This is a genomic window from Arthrobacter sp. (assembly GCF_031988865.1).
GTDB lineage: Bacteria > Actinomycetota > Actinomycetes > Actinomycetales > Micrococcaceae > Arthrobacter_B.
On record NZ_DALZXY010000080.1, the window covers coordinates 1 to 16766 of the forward strand.

Genomic DNA, 16766 nt, shown 5'->3' on the forward strand with positions numbered 1-16766 from the left:
TCATCGTGGAGGCCTTCAGCGCCGACGACGAACTGATCGCCCAGCTTGAGGAGCGGGGCGTTCCCGTGCTGGCCACGCTTGGCGCCAACGGCGCCGATCCGATCGGGAACATGAAAAACGTCTTCTCCATGATCGCCGAGGCCACCGGACGCACCGACCGGGCCGAGCAGGTGCTCAGCGACTTCGACAACCACCTCGCCGAAGCGAAGGACAAGGTGAAATCCGCCGGCCTGGCCACAACTGACTTCCTGTTCTTCGACGGCTGGATCGAAGGCGGCAACGTCACCATCCGCCCGTACGGACAAGGCGCGCTCTTCACCGCCCTGGGTGAAGAACTGGGCCTGACTTCCGCCTGGACGGACGAAATCGACGCCAAGTACGGCAGCGGCGGCGTGGATCCGGCCTACGGACTGGGCCAGACCGACATCGAAGGCCTCACCGCGGTGGGCAACGCGAACCTCTTCTACTCCAACGATGAAGAAGCCGGCAGCTACGTCTCCGAACTGGAGAAGAACCCGATCTGGACCGCGCTGCCGGCCGTGCAGGAAGACCGCGCCTACGCCTTCCCGGCGGGTGTCTGGGGCGCCGGCGGACCGCTGTCCAACCAGCAGGCGATCGACGCCTACGTTGACGCCATGCTGTCGGAGTGAGCGCACCGCTCCACACGCAGGACCTTAACGCTCCGCAGGCCCGCCCGGGCCTGCGGAGCGGGTTGCGTACCGCCCTGCCGCACTTCCTCCAACACGCCGGCGGCGGACTCGCCGTGCTGGCGCTGCTGCTGACGGCCGTTTCCGTGGTGGGTGCCTGGCACCTGACGCAGGGTACCTCCGGGGCCGGACTGCTGGACCTGTGGCGCCTGTTCGGCGGCGCGCAGGAAACCGTCGGCGGTGTGCCGGTTGCCGATGTACTGGTCGGCTCGCGCCTGCCGCGGCTCTTCGCCGGCGTCGCCGTGGGGTTCGCCCTCGGGGTGGCCGGGGCGCTGCTGCAGTCCGTGACCCGGAACGCGCTGGCCTCCCCCGATACCCTCGCCGTGACCGCCGGTTCCTACTTCGCGCTCACCGCCGTCGCGGCCTTCGGCCTGTCGGTGCCGCTGTGGGCATCCGGAACCGTGGCCTTCGCAGGCGGGGTGCTGGCTGCCGCCGTCGTCCTGGGCCTGGCCGGACGCTCGGTGGGCTCCGGGACCACCCGCCTGATCCTGGCCGGTTCCGCCATCGCCATGGCGCTGGACGCCGCGACGGCGATGCTGCTGATCCTGTTCGAGGAGAACACCACCGGCCTGTTTGCGTGGGGCAGCGGGTCGCTGGCCCAGCTGAACCTCGACGCCTCGGTGCGCGCCGCCCCGGTGATCATCGCGATGCTCTGCGTGGCACTGCTGCTCTGCCGCCGCCTCGATGTGCTCAAACTCGGCGACGACACTGCATCCTCCCTGGGTGTGCCGGTCGCCTCCACCCGTGTTTTTGCCGTGCTCTGCGCGGTGCTGCTGACGAGCATCTCCGTCACCCTGGCCGGTCCCATTGCGTTTGTGGGGCTCGGCGCTCCGGTGCTGGCCCGGCTGCTCGCGTCACGGGCGCCCGTGCTGCGCCGGCATCATTTCCTGCTGCCGGTGTCCGGGCTGCTGGGTGCGCTGCTGATCCTCCTCGCGGATGCGGTGCTGCGGGGAATCCTCGGCGCGGAAGGCGCCAGCTCGATTCCCACCGGTGTCCCGACGGCGCTGCTCGGCGCGGTCCTGATTGTGGTGCTGGCGATGCGGATGCGGGATTCCGGTCCGGTCGCGATGCCCCCGCAGGGACGGCTCGGTGTTCGGACCCGCCGCCGCTTCCTGATCGCCCTCGCCGTCTCCGGCCTGCTGCTGCTGGGCGCGGTCCTGGTGGGCCTGCTCGCCGGGAGCCTGTGGCTGCGCACCGGGGACGTGGCACTGTGGCTGAACGGTTCAGCGCCGGACCTGATTGGCCGCGCCCTGGATGACCGCTTCCCGCGGATGGCCGCGGCGGTGCTCGCGGGTGCGGCCCTGGGCCTGGCCGGGTGCGTGGTGCAGGGAACCGTCCGCAACCCGCTGGCTGAACCCGGGATCCTGGGCATCACCGCCGGTGCCGGTCTTGGTGCGGTCACCGTGGTGACCTCCAACCTGGGCGGCGGACGCCCGATGCTCATCACCATGGCCGTGCTGATGGGCCTGGCGACCTTCGCGCTGATCGCCCTGCTGGCCTGGCGCGGCGGGCTGCTCCCCGACCGCTTTGTGCTCGTTGGCATTGGCTGCGGCTACGGGTTGACGTCGCTGACCACGCTCCTGCTGCTGCGGGCCGACCCGTGGAACACTCCGCGCATCCTCACCTGGCTCTCCGGCACCACCTACGGACGGACGCTGCCCGACGTCGTTCCGGTGGCCGTGGCGCTGTTGCTGGCACTGCCGCTGGTGTTCGGTCTGCGGCGCCGGTTGGATCTGCTGGCGGTCGACGACGATACTCCCCGCATTCTGGGGGTCCGGCTGGAGCGTTCCCGCCTGCTGCTGCTGGGCACCGCGGCGGTCCTGGCGTCGCTGAGCGTTGTGGCCATTGGCGCGGTGGGTTTCGTGGGACTGGTGGCCCCGCATCTGGCCCGCTTTATTGCCGGTGCCCGGCATTCGCGGCTGATTCCGCTGTCGATGCTGCTTGGCGCGGTGCTGGTGTCCGTGGCGGACACGTTGGGGCGGACGCTGATTGCCCCGGCGCAGATCCCGGCCGGGCTGATGATCGCCCTGATCGGTGCCCCGTACTTCGTCTGGCTGCTGCGGCGGTCGCGGGGGTAAAGCGGTGGCGGGGTTGGGCTGGGGCTGGGGCGCCGTGGGGCTAGTTCCTGGCCCAGCTGCAGATGCTGGGGGTTTCTTCCGGTGCTGCCGTCCCCGGGTAACCCCGGCCGCCGGGCGCGCTTTCGCAGAACTCTTCAGCCGCGGCCTTGCTGAAGCTAAGAACGGGTGCCGACGCCGCAAGGAGCAGGAGCACAACAGTACAGAGAGACAGCACCCATGCCCTCCGGTCCGTCGGGGCTCGCTTCATCAGGACACCGGTGGCGATTGCGGCGAGGGCTGACGCAAGGAAAGGCACAAACGTCACCGCCTGGGACCACCTGGCACCTGATCCCGCAATAAACGACGCAAAGGTGACCAGGGAAAGCAGGACAACAAACAGAGCGGGGAGGAAGGTGGGGATGAGTACCCACAGCACCAAGAGATCCGGCTTGTTTGAGCGGACCCGTGTACTGCGTCTCATTTCCCGGTGCCCGGAACTCAACGCGGTTCGGCGATAACGGCGTTCTGCTGGGCCGCGCGGCACAGTTGCTCTTCGCGTGACTCTGGGCTGAGCTCATTCCAAGCCCGTGTTTGCGCCTCAATTTCAGCTGCGGGGCGGCCCATGGCCCTCATCTGCTCGGGCGAAACCATCACGCTGTTCTCGGGACCCATCAGGTTCCTGCGGTCCAGGTCCGCGCCCGGACCATTTGCGTAGTCGGCCGAACAAGCGACGAACGGTTCGTACACGGCTGTCCCGGGGTCATCTATTACCTCAGGAAAACCTGTGTCCGACGCCGAGAGGGCGGCCAGTTCCGCGGCCGGCGGATTTGGGCCGGACGCCGCCGCAAGTTCATCGGCCCCGGGTGCGGATAATGTGCTGATTCCGAGGGCGAAGCCGCCCACAATCGACAGGCCAACGACCATTCCTAGTGACGGTCTTTTGATCATTGCGGCTCCCCCGAACCTCTCGCCGTCGCACCCCGTCGGTGCGACGACCCCAGCCTAGCGGAAGGGCGAGGGAACTCCCGCTGCAGTAGGAGCACGTCGTTTGTGGCGGATGGCGAACGCATAGAGTTCTAGAGTGAATTTCCGTGCGTTCAGCCGCTTCATCGACTTTGCACCTTCTCCGGCCAATGCGCTGGTCATCCAGGCCGAAGAACAGAACAGCGACTACGAATCCGGCATTGCCCTCATCGGGGAGGATCGCTGGCGAATCCGCACCGCCCGGATCACGCCGACGAAGCCGGGCGCTTTCGTCGCAGTCTGGACCCGCGGCGAAGACGGATCAACCAGGCCCTTCACCGCTGAGGAGTCGTTGGCCGGACTGCTTGTCTTTGTGGAGGACCAGGACCGGTTCGGGGTCTTCCAATTCACCCCGGTGCACCTGGTCTCGGCAGGTTATGTCAGCTCCGGCCTACGGCCTGGCAAGCGCGGGTTCCGTGTCTACCCCGCATGGTGCACCGACCTCAATCCTCAGGCGTCCCGTACTCAGCGCGTGCAGGCGGCTGCGTTCACCGAGCTGGGTTAAGGAACCTGCCCCAGGAACTCCCGGACGACGGCGCTGATCAGCGCCGGGCGCTCGGCCAGCAGGCCGTGGGTGGCGCCGGGCACGATGCACAGCTGCGCGCCCGGAATGGAGGCCGCGATCAGCAGGCTGTGGTCCGGCCGGATGGTGTCCCGGTCCCCGGCCATGATCAGGGTAGGGGCTTTGATCGAGCCCAGGTCCGCGGGGTCGATGTGCGGCTCTTCCGTCCACAGCCGGAACAGCTTGGCCAGGACTGCATCGGCGTGGGCCGGCCCGTCCGGGGACAGCCGCTCGTAGTGCATCCGTTCGACGTCCGGCTTCGGCTCTTCCCTGGGCGCTGCGTGCACCGGGGGCCCGAGCACCGGCAGCCCGCCGCCGTCGTCGTCGGAAGTCTTGAACGCCGACGGGTCCAGGTTCGCGCTGATGGCGATCAGGGAGCGGACCCGCTCCGGATGATGCAGGGCCAGCAGCAGCCCGAGGATCGCGCCGTCGCTGTAGCCAAGCACGTCCACCGATTCCAGGCCCTCCGCATCGAGGTAAGCCACGGTGTCGGCGAGGCCGCGTTCGTAGCTATAGCCGCCGTCGATATCCGCTGACCGGCCATGCCCGGGGCGTTCGAACGCGAAGACCTGCCGGTCCCCCGCCAGCGCATCGGACTGTTCCCGCAGCGATTCCAGCGAACAGAATCCGCCGTGCAGGAAGAGGATGGGCGGCCCCTCGCCGGTCACCTCGGAGTAGAGGTCGACGCCGTTGATCCGATGGTAAGTCATGTGTTCCTGCCGTGGGGTTGGGGCGGTTTCAACGTGGCATCGCGTCAGCTGGGAGGGGTTGTTTGAACGATGTTCAGTTGGCCCAGGTGTGGGGAAACGATGCACTTGGCCAGGTACACGAGCGTGCCGTTGTGCTGTGCCGTCTGGGTAAGGATCAGGACTGGGTCCTGCGCCCTGAGGTTCAGCTGTTTCGCCCTTCCGGCGCCGGCCACTCCCGCGCTGATGCCGCAGGTTCCAGCGGTGAACACCGGTCCGCAAAGACGGATCAGGGCCGCCAGCAAGGTCTCTTCGGATTCGGCGGCCTTTTGCAGATTTTCCGCCAGTGCGGAGCTGATATCGCTAAGATACTTGCCGGCAGGAAGGCCCTCCTGGACCAGCGCGATCGGCTCGCCGTTGGCCTCTGCGTCCAGGGACAGACCCTTGTTGATGTAGTCGATACTCGGTTGGATTTTCATTTCGCCCGGGACAACCTTCAGGGGACGCCCCTGGTCCGCGAGGGCCGTTTCAAAGGGACGGAATTCTTCCAGGCCAACGCCCGGCAAGGTCTCCGCGACAAACCTTCCCACGCCCCGCCGCGTAACGATCAGTCCGTCCTCCTCAAGCAGCATTAGCGCTTCACGCACCACTGTGCGGCTCAGCCCGATCGCCGCTCCGAGTTCCGTCTCCCGCGGGAGGAGGGAGCCGAGAGGGAAGATGTTGGAGCGGATTCCATCGGTCAGCCGCGAGTAGACGGCAACCCTGAGCGGCACCCCAAGTGACGGCGTCAGCGTCTGGGACAGAAACGCATGGACGTCGGGATTCACGGCACATTCCTTCGGGTAGGGCAGACGATCCACCAACTCAATCACGGATAACTGAATGAAGGCTATGTCATACCCGAGAGGTATAACCTCATACCTATACGCTGGGGCTCATGCGCACTGACCACCCCACCCAGCACCCCTTCGAAGCCGCATCTGATGCAGCTCACTACATCGCCCGGGAAACGGGGATAGACAGCCATGATGTGGCCTTGGTCCTCGGATCGGGCTGGGGCGACGCCGCCGAGCTGATTGGCGAGACCACCGCAACCCTCTCCGCTGCCGAAATCCCCGGTTTTTCCGCGCCGTCCGTGGTGGGGCACGTGGGTACCATCCGCTCCGTGCTGACGAAGGAGGGGAAGCGGGCCCTGGTCCTGGGCGCCCGCACGCACTACTACGAGGGCAAGGGTGTCCGCGCCGTGGTTCACGGCGTGCGCACAGCCGCGGCCACCGGCTGCAAGACCCTGGTGCTGACCAACGGCTGCGGCGGGCTCAAGGAGAACTGGACGCCCGGCACACCGGTGCTTATCAGCGACCACATCAACCTCACCGCCGCCTCACCACTGGAAGGGGCGACGTTCGTGGACCTCACGGACTTGTATTCCTCACGCATCCGCAATCTGGCCCGCGAAGTGGACCCGTCACTGGCAGAAGGCGTGTACGCGCAGTTCACCGGCCCGCACTACGAGACGCCCGCCGAGGTGCAGTACGCCAAGCGGATCGGCGCCGATCTGGTGGGTATGTCCACGGCCCTGGAGGCTATTGCCGGCCGCCACGCCGGCATGGAGGTCTTCGGCATCTCATTGGTGACCAACCTTGCCGCCGGGATCAGCCCCGTGCCGCTCAGCCATGACGAAGTCCTTGAGGCCGGCCAGGCCGCCGGACCGCGCATTTCCAAGCTGCTCGCGGGGATTATCGCCAAGCTCTGACCGGTAGCACCTCGGGCTCGTGACGGCTTCGGGAGGGTGGCATTTTGCACTTTCCAGGCAGGCATATCGACGTACTGATCGATCTCTATGCAAATGCCTTTTTAGAGGTATAACATCATACCCAGCTTGGGGGAACTTGACGTGGAATTGACAAAGGAGTCTTTTGAAAGTGGCAAGCAATAATATTCAGGGGCTGGAGACCGCACCGTCGGTCCAGCCCCAACTAAAAGGCCGGAAGGCCGTGGCACTGGTTGCTGCGTTGACCCTGTGCGTTCTGACCGCCCAGCTCAATTCCACGATGCTTGCCCCCGCGATCCCGAACATAGCCGCCTCGCTTAACGAATCGCCTGCCCGGGCTTCGCAGGTCTTGTCGCTGTATCTGCTGACCGGAGCCATCGCCGGCGTCGTCCTGAGCCGCTGGAGCGATTTCCTGGGCCACCGCCGCACACTGTTCATTGTGCTTGCCATTCTCGGAGTGGGCACGGCACTTTGTGCGTGGTCCCCCAACATGGAGGTACTACTGGCGGGGCGGGCGTTGCAGGGCGCGTCCAGCGCGGCTTTCCCCATAACCTTCGTTCTCCTCAGGGAAATGCTCACCCCTAAGACCTTCGGAATCGCGGTTGGCACCATCACTGCCGTCAACGGAGGGGTCGGGGGCGTTGACGCCTATTTCAGCGGCCTGCTCGTAGATACCTTCGGATTCAGGTCCATTTTTGTGGTGATTCTCTTGACCGGGATCCTCGCCGCCATCAGCGTCCGTCTCTGGATTCCGGCGGACAGCCGCCGTCCGGCGTCAGGAAAAATGGACTGGTGGGGCGCAGCGACGTTGTCCGTGGGACTGATCTCCCTCACCACCTCCCTGAGCCAGGCGCCCATGGCAGGCTGGGTGGCCCCGGCGACGGTTGCCTACTTTGCTGTCGCGGCAGCAGCGTTCATCGCTTTCTGGATGATCGAGAAGAGACGCGCCACGCCGCTGATCGCCGTAGAGCACCTTCGGTCACGCCATGTGTGGCCTGTTATCGCCACCACGATCCTCGCTTTGGCCGGCTACGTGAGCACTTTGGGCTACACCATCGTGATCCTCAGCCAGGACGGGGCGGTCGGATTCGGCATGAGCGCCGCCCAATCCGCCCTGATCTACATCGTTCCCGGCGCGCTTGCCGGAGTGCTGTTGTCACCGTTGTGCGGAGCTGTCGTAACCCGGATCGGGTGGCTGCGCCTGCTTCGTTCAGGGTTGCTCCTTATCGCCCTGACCCTTGCGGTGCTCACTGCGTTCCGGCACGACCTCGTCGTCGTCGCAGTACTCGCTTTCCTTTTGGGTGCATTCTTCACGGGGATTGTCCTAACCACGCTTAACGGCCTGGGTGTCCTGCTTTCGCCCGATGGCGCACCGTCCGCCCTGGCCGGCCTGAACAGCGCCGCCGTTGGAATCGGGGCGAGTCTTGGAATCGGCATTGTGGCGTCCTTCGTAGACGGGTCGGAAGCCGGCTACTTCACGGCACTTTGGGTTTCCGCTGTCATCGCCTTGTTGGCCTTCGCAGCGAGCCTCTTGATTACCCCCAAGCCGGGCCAAACCCTATGAACATCGAGGAAAACTCTGAAATGACGCATCCAAAAGACAACGCCTTTTGGGCAGAGGCGACCACGATCGAGCACACCAGCTCGGTCGGAAAAATGACGGGCCTGGAGGCTCACGGGGTGGCGGTCTTCCGCGGCATCCCTTATGCGGAAGCACCCACGGGTCCGCTCCGGTTTGCCGCACCCGAACGCAGGGCGCACTTCGCCGAGCCGTTCGACGCAACCCGCTGGGGCGCAACACCCCTGCGCAAATCGCCCGGGTTCGACATTCCGGAACCCGTTGTTCCCGGTGATGACATCCTCAACCTCAACGTATTCGCGCCCGCCCATGCCCTGAACGGGGGCGCAGCGCTCCCGGTGCTGGTGTGGATCCACGGCGGCGGATATGTATCCGGATCCTCGATCGGCGCGTGGTACGACGGACGTCAGTTCGCGTCCGAAGACGTGGTGGTCGTGTCCATCTCCTACCGGCTTGGACTTGATGGGTTCGGGCACATTGAGGGCGCTCCGGATAATCGCGCCGTCTTGGACTGGATCTGCGCACTCGAATGGATTCAGGATGCGATTTCGTCATTTGGCGGCGATCCCGCCAACGTCACTGTTTCCGGTCAATCAGCAGGAGGCGGAGCAGTCCTGTGCCTTCTGGCCACACGAGCGGCCCGCGGCCTGTTCAAGCGCGCCTGGGTCCTGTCCGGTGTGCTGGAAAGCATCACTGTGGACAAAGCTGCCCTGGCAACAGCGGGTTTTGCCGAGGCGGTAGGAGTATCCCCTGATATCGCCGGGTTCGCGTCAGTAACGGACACGGCACTCCAGGATGCCCTGCTGGCGACGGGTGCGCTGCTGACCTTTCCACCGGTTGTAGGGGAAGAACTGTTTCCCCACGGAATCAGTGCAGGGATCGCGGCGGAAAGCGGCGACGTTGCGCTGGTCATTGGCGCCACCGCAGACGAAACACTATGGACGCCCGGTGAGACAGCCCTGGACCGCAGCGACGTAGTTGCGCAATTCGAGGCCGAAAATGTTCCTCCGGATGAAGCCGTTGATGCCGTGGAGCAAATCGGTTCCCTCCATGAACTCCTGCCCGGACGACTTATCACAGAACGGCTTTTCCGCTCCGTCGTTCCGGCCGTGCTTTCCGAACGCTGCACCGCGGCCGCCCCTACCTGGGTATACGACTATCGCTGGGCACCCGAGAAGAGCGGCCTTGCTCTGCACTGTAACGAAATCCCGGTGTTCTTCGGCCTTCCCGAAGCCGAGACAGTGACGCCTGTTCTCGGAACGGTTCCCGCCGAGGTTGCGGCTTCATTCCACGGCTCAGCCCTGTCCTTCGTCAGAGGAGAAGTTCTCGACTGGATGCCAGCGGAGAGCGGCGTGCTGAAAATGGCTACCGGTGCCTGCACCGTGGGCGATGCCCGCTCGACCCCCAGTGACGCTTTTTCGGCGTCCGAGCGCCTGGCGGCCCTGTTCCACTAGCGCTCCAGAAGCGTCACCCAAGCGGACGACGGCGGGACTTCCCGCCGTCGTCCGCTGCCGTGGAGCCGGAAACTCCCGGACGCCGGCGCTGATCAGCGCCGGCGCAGTCACTTGCCGCTGAAGACCGGGAACCGGCTGGACTTCCCGTAATCGGTCACCTGGATACCGTGCAGGGCCTCCATGTCCTCGCCGGAGATGACGAACTCGACCTCGGCGTTGCTCCTCATGTGCTCGGGGTTCGCTGTTTTCGGCAGCGGCACGGTGCCGAGCTGGAGCACATAGCGGATGCAGAGCTGTGGCACGGAGACCTCATAACGGGCAGCCATGGCGGCAACGGCCTCGTTCTTCAGGATCTCGCCGTGGGCAATCGGTGAATACGCTTCCACCAGCATGTTGTTCTCGGTGCAGAAATCCAGCAGCGCGTCCGGGGTGTTGCCGACGTGCACCAGGATCTGGTTGACCTGCGGCCCCACGGTGGCGGCGGAGAGAATGTTCTCCAGGTCGTGCTGTTCAAAATTGGACACGCCGATGGAGCGGAGCTTGCCCGCCGCATGGGCCTCTTCCAGCGCCCGCCAGGCCTGGCGGTTGCCCTCGGCGTAGGAGCCGCCGCGCCAGTCGTTCCATGGCTGGGGGCTGTGGATCAGCATGAGGTCCAGGTAGTCCAGGCCCATCACCGTGAGGGAGCCGTCGATCGCAGCGACAGCGTCCTCGTAGTCCTTGATCTCGGCCGCCAGCTTGCTGGAAACGAACAGCTCTCCGCGCGGAACCCCGCTGCTGCGCACGCCCTCCCCCACGCCGTGTTCATTTCCGTAGGCCTGCGCGGTGTCGATGTTGCGGTACCCGATCCCGATGGCATCCCGCACGGCCTGGGCCGCGGCGTCGGCGGGGATGAACCAGGTGCCGAGCCCGAGCTTCGGGATCGGCAGCCCGTTGGCCAGCGTGTAGGTCTCGTCCAGGATCATGGGTCTTGCTCCTTGGGATTGGCGGAACTGCTGGGTCTCCATGGTCCTCTGGTGCGCGGCGGGCCGGAATGGCTGGCAGGGACTTCGCACGGTTCTGCGCAGAGATCCCGGCGCTCCTCCAGTGTGTGCTGGCGCGGCTCCCCTCGGCGTGCTTGCATGGGAAGAGCGCCGCCCGCGTCTCAGCTTCCCTACGTGTCCCAGCCGAGGAGCGCACCATGGATGGACCGGATTCCGATTCTGGCTCCCCGTCCCGCCGGGAGCAGGCCGAGGCAACCTATGCCCGGCTTTTCGGTCACCGGGACCGGGACGCCCACCAGGACGATCCGGAGTTGATGGAGATCCTGCGCGGCTTCATTTTCGGCGACGTCTTCGGCTCCGGCGTACTCGATGACCAGACCCGGGAGCTGATCACCGTCACCGTTCTGGCCTGCCTGCAGACCCTGCCGCAGCTGAGCGCCCACACCGCGGCGGCGCTTCGTGTGGGTGTGCCGCCGGTGCAGCTCCGCGAAGCGGTGTACCAGCTGGCACCTTTCATCGGTTTCCCCCGCACCCTCAACGCCGTCGCCACGGTCAACGCGGTGTTCCGCGACCATGGCATCGAGCTGCCGCTGCCGGCTCAGGGAACGGTCGACGACGCCGGCCGGTACCAGCGCGGGCTCGCCGAGCAGGAGCCGCTGTACGGCACGGAAATCAAAGACAACCTTGCCGGCCTGCCGCAGCCGTTCGATGAAGCCCTCCCCCGGTTCCTGACCGAGTTCTGCTTCGGGGACTTCTACACCCGTGGCAGCCTCACGCTTGCGCAGCGTGAACTGCTGGTGCTCTGCGCCCTGGCAGCGATCGGCGACACCTCCGCCCAGCTCGGACCGCACGGCCGCGCCTGCCTGCAGGTGGGCAACTCCAAGACGGAGATCACCGCGGCCCTGGTCCACTGCTTTCCGTACGTCGGTTTCCCGCGGGCCGTGGCCGCTATCCGCGCGGTGAAGGATCTCTAGGTCCGGTACCTGTATCCGTCGCTGTAGGCCTTTGCAGATACCGCGGGCTCCGGCGCCCGCCACACCACGATCAACACGGTGGCGATCGGCCCCAGCAATATCGATACGAGGAACCAAATCCACCGCGACCGGTTCTTCTGCTCAGCCAGACCGGCATTGATCACGGCCAGCGTGAACCAGAAAGTGCCTGAACTAACGTATTCATCCATCGGGATACCCAATCACGAAAAGCGGTAAATCCGTCGACTCCGAGGAACAACCGGCCCGCCGCCCCTATTGTGCGGCGGCTATCTGCTGGACACTGAGGACATTGACCCCGGGACCACGGGGCCGGTTTGAGCATCGGCCCCAAGTTCCGGGACTCCGCTGCAAACAGCCCTTCGATGAGGACGACCAGGCGGACCCAGGTACCGGAAAGGCATTCCGATGAGACTTCCTTCTCCCCCGCGGCGAGTGTTCTCAGCAGTCCTCGCCGCCGTCATTCTGCTTCTCATGACGGGGACCGGCGCATTCGCCTCGGCCCCGGCATCCAGTCCGCAGTCAGTATCCGCTGCTGTAACGAACGACGGGTCTGGCCCGCAGTACTACAGCGGACTGAACATCGACGTCCGGGACGACGTTTCCGGGGACGTGTACGCGTCGGGACAAAGAATCACGATCAGCGGAAACGTCACAGGGGATGTGATCGCGGCCGCCCAGACGATCACCATCACCGGAAACGTTGACGGAAACGTGCGCCTGGCCGGGCAGGACGTGACCATCAGCGGCGACGTTACGCGCAGCGGCACCATCTTCGCGTCGACTGTCGATGTGACAGATACCGGCTCCTTCGGGGACGATCTTGTGGGTGCCGCAGGCGATATCTCCATCGCCGGCGCGATTGGCCGTGATGTCCAGGTCGGCGTCGGGGACCTGACTATCGATGGGACTGTCGGCGGCAACCTGACGTACAACTCCAACGAAGATGCGGACATCGCCGACGGCGCGGTCAGTGGCACCGTGGAGCGCATCGCGCCGCAGCCCGACCGAGAGCCTTCGCCCGGGGAAAAGTTCGTTGGATGGCTGCTCGGGCTGCTCTATGCGCTGGTCGCCTTGAGCCTCATCACGGTGCTCGCTGGCTGGCTCTTCCCCCGCCTGCTGCACCGTGTGACCGACCGCTTGGTGCCCCAACCGTGGAAAGCCCTGCTGGTCGGTTTTGTGGCATCGATCGCCATTCCGTTCGCCGTGCTGGTCCTCCTGGTCACGGTCATCGGGGCGCCCGTCGCGCTGGCAATCCTGCTGGTATGGATCACACTCACGCTCGCATCCTTCGTCTTTACTGCGTATTACATAGGCAGGCTCATCTTCCGCGGGAACCAGCATCCGGTGATCAAGGCGCTCGTCGGAGGCCTCATCCTCATCGTTGCGCTGCATGTTCCGTGGCTCAACATTCTCGTCTGGCTGGCCATGGTGTTCTTCGGTCTCGGTGCGCAGCTCCTGGCGATCTACGACCGGCGTCCCTGGCGGCGGCTAAGCGCACAGTCGCGGGATGGCTACGGCCCGGGCACAGGTCCGGAGAGCGGGCCCAGGTACGACGGCGGACAGCCCCCGCCACCCCCGGTTCAGCCGCCTCCCCCGGTTCAGTAATCCCGGCCGGGGGCACGCCAGGCCCTGCGGGCATGCGCAGTGAGCGGATCATGGGCGTCAGGATCCGGAAGGCATAAGACGGGGCAACGTCCGAGCCAGCAGTGAGGTTGTTGACTACCGGATGCAGCGAATGAGCTCGTTAGTTTGAGGCGAAGGTGAAGGTTTAGGTTCTTTGGACCGACGGACGACGGCGGCTGGCCGGGTACCCGTGTACCGGCCCGTTTCGGCTGCTCTTCCCTCCTAGCCGAGGGAAAAGCTCCAACCCGGCAATCACCTAAAAGACGTGCGTACAGGATCCAAGAGGAAGAGGCAGGAGCTCTCCGCGAAACCCACCACGCGCGCCGTAAGGCGGAGGTTGTCACCGACGCCCATGGTGTCTGGGCGGTCGGTATCCGTGAAATGCATATCGGATGTGGCGTTCACATCACGGAACTGGAATGCTGGCCCAGGCGAAGTGGTCTCGCTGAAATCTCCAGCTCCGATCAAGATGTCATACCGAATCTTGTAGTCGCCGTGAGGGATCATGGCGCCGATGCTTCCGTCGAACGCAATGGTCTTCCCCTGATGCTGTGCAGCAAAGACGGAAGCTGGTTCAATGCAGTAGTCCGTGATGGCCAGCAGGGCAGCCAGGTCGCTGCTGTTCTCAACGGTGAGTACTTCTTCCTCAGGCTTAGCCGTCTCCGCAGTCTCGGAGGCTTGCTCACTTGTGCCCCGCGAAGCGCAGTCGGCGTCGGCACCTGATTTCCTCTTCTTCCGCAGGGCGCGAAACCGGTCCACCAGCACCACAGCCACCGTGGATCCCAGGACTGGAATCACCAACGACCCACCCAGCACCAGCATTGATCGGACGGACCGGGCGGACAAATAGAAGTAAAGTCCAGCCACGACTCCGGCGCTCCAGAGAGTAACTATGAGGAATTCCAGTGTGTTGATTTCCAAAGTGTCTCCTGGGCCGCCGGTCAGCTCATCCTAGGGCACCGCATCCCCCGCCCGCTGTGGCAGCTGACAAGGCGATGGACTACATGAGTCGGCGGAGGGAGATCATCATCTCTTTAACCGCCTGATACTCGGTGGTCCGCTGATACGCCTCGAACAATTCTGTGCCACCGGCAGTTTTGAGGTAGGGATCGACGTCGGGCAGATCCTCCGTGGGGTCGATCCACCGGGTGAAGGCGGCCCCCGTCGACGTGTCAATGTGGAAGCCCGGCAACGAAGCCGAAATAGGGAATTCGGTCTTAAACGTGTTGATGCCCATCTCCGCGCCAACTTCTCCTTGGACCGGGTTGTACCGGGTCTCGTAGTGAAAGGCTATGGCGGTTCCCTCGTGCGTTTCGGCGATCTGTTTTTCGGGAATTTTGACGTACTCGAGCGGTACGGGCTCTATCGGTCCGGTAACCACTGAATCGTTAGCGGGTGGGAAACCCGCGGCCAGCGTAGCCATCTTCCTGCCTTCACTGTCCTGCACAATGAAGGAGAAGCCTGCCGTGTCGGGGCGGGAATCAGGATTGGCGACGACAGACCAATCCGACGGGTAATCGAACTCGAACATGCCGTCATCGGTGATAAAGGTTGAAAGCGTCGAAGGGGCGGCCGCGGGTGCGGTCGCTGTCTGCTCAGCGGCATGCACCGTCGCCGTCGGCTCGGCGGCCGTTGAGGTGCCGTGTGTGTCTGATGCGGTTGCGTCGGACGTAACCGGGATACGATCCTGCGCACTGCAACCGCTTATAAGCAAGGCGGTGGCTAAAGCGATGATGTGGACAGTTCGACGACTTTGCTGCATGGAATTGCTACTCCCCCAGTGTTTTAGCGGACCACGGCGCCAGCAGGCTTTCGCAGCCTGCTGCAGCGATCCTGTCATTTATTGCGCTGGAGCCCTAAGCCGGGCTCTGCGCGTTACGGCGCGCTTCCGGACGACGCCGACTGGCTGACCCGGCTCTGCACTCCGCTGCGGATAGAGGTCCGCCGGTAGATTGAACCCATGACTTTCCCGGGGGCCGTGCTCGATATTTCCAACCTGTCCGTAGGCTACGGCGCCATGCCGGTGTGCGGGCCGATCACGGCGCGGGCTGACGCAGGCGAGATCCTCGGCGTCGTTGGCTTTAACGGCGCGGGCAAGTCCACGGCCGCCCGCACCATCGCCGGAAAGCAGCGAATGCTCGACGGCGAGGTCCGGGTCCACGGGCTGCCGGTCAACGAGGACGCGATCCCGTTCCGCCGCTCGGTCGCCGCCCTGTTCGACGAGGACTCGTTCTTCCCCTCCCTCTCCCTGCGCGAGCATCTGCAGCTGGTCGCCCGCGGCCACTCGGTCCCGGACCCGGACGCCGCCGTCGACGCCGAACTGGACTTCTTCGCCCTGCAGGAGAGGGCCGACGCCGTTCCGGCCTCCGTCTCTTCCGGCCAGCGCCGCCGGCTGCTGCTGGCTTCGGCCCTGATCCGCCCGTCGTCGCTGCTGATCCTGGACGAACCGGAGCAGCGTCTGGACCCCGCCATGCGCGAACGCGTGGGAGAGCGTATCCAGGCCTATGCCGACGACGGCGGGACGGTCCTGCTGGTCACCCACGATCCGGCGCTGCTGCTGGCCACCGCTCAACGGTGCCTGCTGATTGACGACGACGTCCGGGAGATCGCGCCCGAGCGCGCCGCCGCGGAAATCGCCGGACGCTGACCCATGACCACTGAGGCCCCTCAAGCACCTCTTTCCTTCAACCCGGTGCAGTACACTCGTGCGGCCTCGCGCGCCTTTTCCCACGGCCGGACCCGGTTCCGGGATGTTTTTGTCGACGTCTATTCCGCAGTGCTGAGCGTTGGAACCATCGGTGCCCTGGCCACGGGACTGGTCCTGGCGCTGCGCGAACAGGTCGCCTCCGCCTGGAATGCCGGTTCCGGCCGCACCCTGGTGGCGCCGCCGTCGTTCCCCGTGCCCGACGGCGCGGCTGCGGCGGTGCTGGTGTTCGCGGCCCTGGTGACGGTGCTGGCGATGGCCCGGAAGTTCGGTCCGGCGTCGGTCAGCGGGCCCGAAGGGTACTGGTGGTTGAGCCTGCCGCTGGATCGGCGGCCGATGGTGGCCGGGAGGCTGGCCCGCCGCCTGCTCCTGGTGTGGGTGGGAGCTACCGTGCTGTATCTGCCGTTCGGGTTTGTGATGGATCTTGAGACCAGTGTGAGCGGGCAACTGCTTTCGGCCGGAACATTTGGCGTGGCGGCTGTCTGCGCCGTGTTGTTGGCGGCGTGGCAGCAGACCCGCCCAGCTCCGCGGTCGGCGGCTGGGCGGCGCCGCGGCCTGCTTCCCGGCCTGCTGGTGCTGGCGCTCCTGAGCCTGGCAACGGTGCGGGTCGCGGCGGGGTCCTGGG

The 16766-nt window shown here is 65.3% G+C and carries 18 protein-coding genes; 10 read left to right on the plus strand and 8 right to left on the minus strand.

Annotated elements, in window-relative coordinates; translation table 11 throughout:
• Positions 1-650 (plus strand): ABC transporter substrate-binding protein (locus tag RTN46_RS13310; RefSeq protein ID WP_312182063.1); only part of this gene is annotated, 650 nt, incomplete at its 5' end.
• Positions 647-2785: an iron ABC transporter permease gene (locus RTN46_RS13315; protein ID WP_312182065.1), complete on the plus strand. Its 2139-nt coding sequence runs from the start codon at positions 647-649 to the stop codon at positions 2783-2785. The genes RTN46_RS13310 and RTN46_RS13315, both read left to right, overlap by 4 nt.
• Before the next feature lie 40 nt (positions 2786-2825).
• Here the strand turns inward: RTN46_RS13315 and RTN46_RS13320 are convergent, their stop codons facing one another.
• Together RTN46_RS13320 and RTN46_RS13325 are read right to left on the minus strand one after the other, a co-directional pair.
• Positions 2826-3245 (minus strand): hypothetical protein, encoded by a 420-nt coding sequence (locus tag RTN46_RS13320; RefSeq protein ID WP_312182067.1) that lies wholly within the window; start codon positions 3243-3245, stop codon positions 2826-2828.
• A 17-nt stretch (positions 3246-3262) separates the two neighbouring features.
• Complete coding sequence (locus RTN46_RS13325; protein ID WP_312182069.1) at positions 3263-3712, minus strand: hypothetical protein; 450 nt, start codon at positions 3710-3712, stop codon at positions 3263-3265.
• Between the two features lie 133 nt (positions 3713-3845).
• Between RTN46_RS13325 and RTN46_RS13330 the strand changes: the two genes are divergently transcribed.
• Positions 3846-4292 carry a MepB family protein gene (locus RTN46_RS13330; RefSeq protein ID WP_312182070.1) on the plus strand — a complete coding sequence of 149 codons (447 nt, stop codon included), beginning with the start codon at positions 3846-3848 and terminating at the stop codon, positions 4290-4292.
• Here the strand turns inward: RTN46_RS13330 and RTN46_RS13335 are convergent.
• The gene (locus RTN46_RS13335; protein ID WP_312182071.1) at positions 4289-5059 is read right to left on the minus strand and encodes an alpha/beta hydrolase; all 771 of its coding nucleotides are present in this window, start codon (positions 5057-5059) and stop codon (positions 4289-4291) included. The two genes, RTN46_RS13330 and RTN46_RS13335, sit on opposite strands and share 4 nt — an antisense overlap.
• 44 nt (positions 5060-5103) lie before the next feature.
• The gene (locus tag RTN46_RS13340) at positions 5104-5862 is read right to left on the minus strand and encodes a GntR family transcriptional regulator (protein ID WP_312182072.1); all 759 of its coding nucleotides are present in this window, start codon (positions 5860-5862) and stop codon (positions 5104-5106) included.
• 110 nt (positions 5863-5972) lie between these two features.
• Here RTN46_RS13340 and RTN46_RS13345 point away from each other — a divergent pair, with 110 nt between their 5' ends.
• The 3 genes from RTN46_RS13345 (at position 5973) to RTN46_RS13355 (ending at position 9839) form a co-directional block, all read left to right on the plus strand.
• Entirely contained in the window at positions 5973-6788 is an 816-nt protein-coding gene (locus RTN46_RS13345) for a purine-nucleoside phosphorylase (RefSeq protein ID WP_312182074.1), read from the plus strand.
• A 169-nt stretch (positions 6789-6957) separates the two neighbouring features.
• A complete protein-coding gene (locus tag RTN46_RS13350) occupies positions 6958-8370 on the plus strand; it encodes an MFS transporter (protein WP_312182075.1) in 1413 nt (470 codons plus the stop codon).
• Positions 8371-8390: 20 nt separating this feature from the next.
• Positions 8391-9839 carry a carboxylesterase family protein gene (locus tag RTN46_RS13355; protein ID WP_312182077.1) on the plus strand — a complete coding sequence of 483 codons (1449 nt, stop codon included), beginning with the start codon at positions 8391-8393 and terminating at the stop codon, positions 9837-9839.
• 107 nt (positions 9840-9946) lie between these two features.
• On the opposite strand, the gene RTN46_RS13360 is transcribed toward RTN46_RS13355, so the two are convergent.
• Entirely contained in the window at positions 9947-10801 is an 855-nt protein-coding gene (locus RTN46_RS13360; RefSeq protein ID WP_312182079.1) for an aldo/keto reductase, read from the minus strand.
• A 215-nt stretch (positions 10802-11016) separates the two neighbouring features.
• Between RTN46_RS13360 and RTN46_RS13365 the strand changes: the two genes are divergently transcribed.
• Complete coding sequence (locus RTN46_RS13365; RefSeq protein WP_312182081.1) at positions 11017-11793, plus strand: carboxymuconolactone decarboxylase family protein; 777 nt, start codon at positions 11017-11019, stop codon at positions 11791-11793.
• Here the strand turns inward: RTN46_RS13365 and RTN46_RS13370 are convergent.
• Positions 11790-12002 carry a hypothetical protein gene (locus tag RTN46_RS13370; RefSeq protein ID WP_312182082.1) on the minus strand — a complete coding sequence of 71 codons (213 nt, stop codon included), beginning with the start codon at positions 12000-12002 and terminating at the stop codon, positions 11790-11792. The genes RTN46_RS13365 and RTN46_RS13370 overlap by 4 nt on opposite strands.
• 283 nt (positions 12003-12285) lie before the next feature.
• Between RTN46_RS13370 and RTN46_RS13375 the strand changes: the two genes are divergently transcribed.
• Positions 12286-13419 carry a hypothetical protein gene (locus RTN46_RS13375; RefSeq protein ID WP_312182083.1) on the plus strand — a complete coding sequence of 378 codons (1134 nt, stop codon included), beginning with the start codon at positions 12286-12288 and terminating at the stop codon, positions 13417-13419.
• Between the two features lie 270 nt (positions 13420-13689).
• Here the strand turns inward: RTN46_RS13375 and RTN46_RS13380 are convergent, their stop codons facing one another.
• Together RTN46_RS13380 and RTN46_RS13385 are read right to left on the minus strand one after the other, a co-directional pair.
• Positions 13690-14358, minus strand: a complete 669-nt coding sequence (locus RTN46_RS13380) for a DUF4839 domain-containing protein (protein ID WP_312182084.1) — start codon at positions 14356-14358, stop codon at positions 13690-13692.
• A gap of 79 nt (positions 14359-14437) precedes the next feature.
• Positions 14438-15277, minus strand: a complete 840-nt coding sequence (locus tag RTN46_RS13385) for a hypothetical protein (protein ID WP_312182086.1) — start codon at positions 15275-15277, stop codon at positions 14438-14440.
• 120 nt (positions 15278-15397) lie between these two features.
• Between RTN46_RS13385 and RTN46_RS13390 the strand changes: the two genes are divergently transcribed.
• Together RTN46_RS13390 and RTN46_RS13395 are read left to right on the plus strand one after the other, a co-directional pair.
• Positions 15398-16084: an ABC transporter ATP-binding protein gene (locus RTN46_RS13390; protein WP_312182088.1), complete on the plus strand. Its 687-nt coding sequence runs from the start codon at positions 15398-15400 to the stop codon at positions 16082-16084.
• A gap of 3 nt (positions 16085-16087) precedes the next feature.
• Positions 16088-16766: DUF6297 family protein (locus tag RTN46_RS13395; RefSeq protein ID WP_312182089.1), on the plus strand; the 679-nt coding region annotated here is incomplete at its 3' end.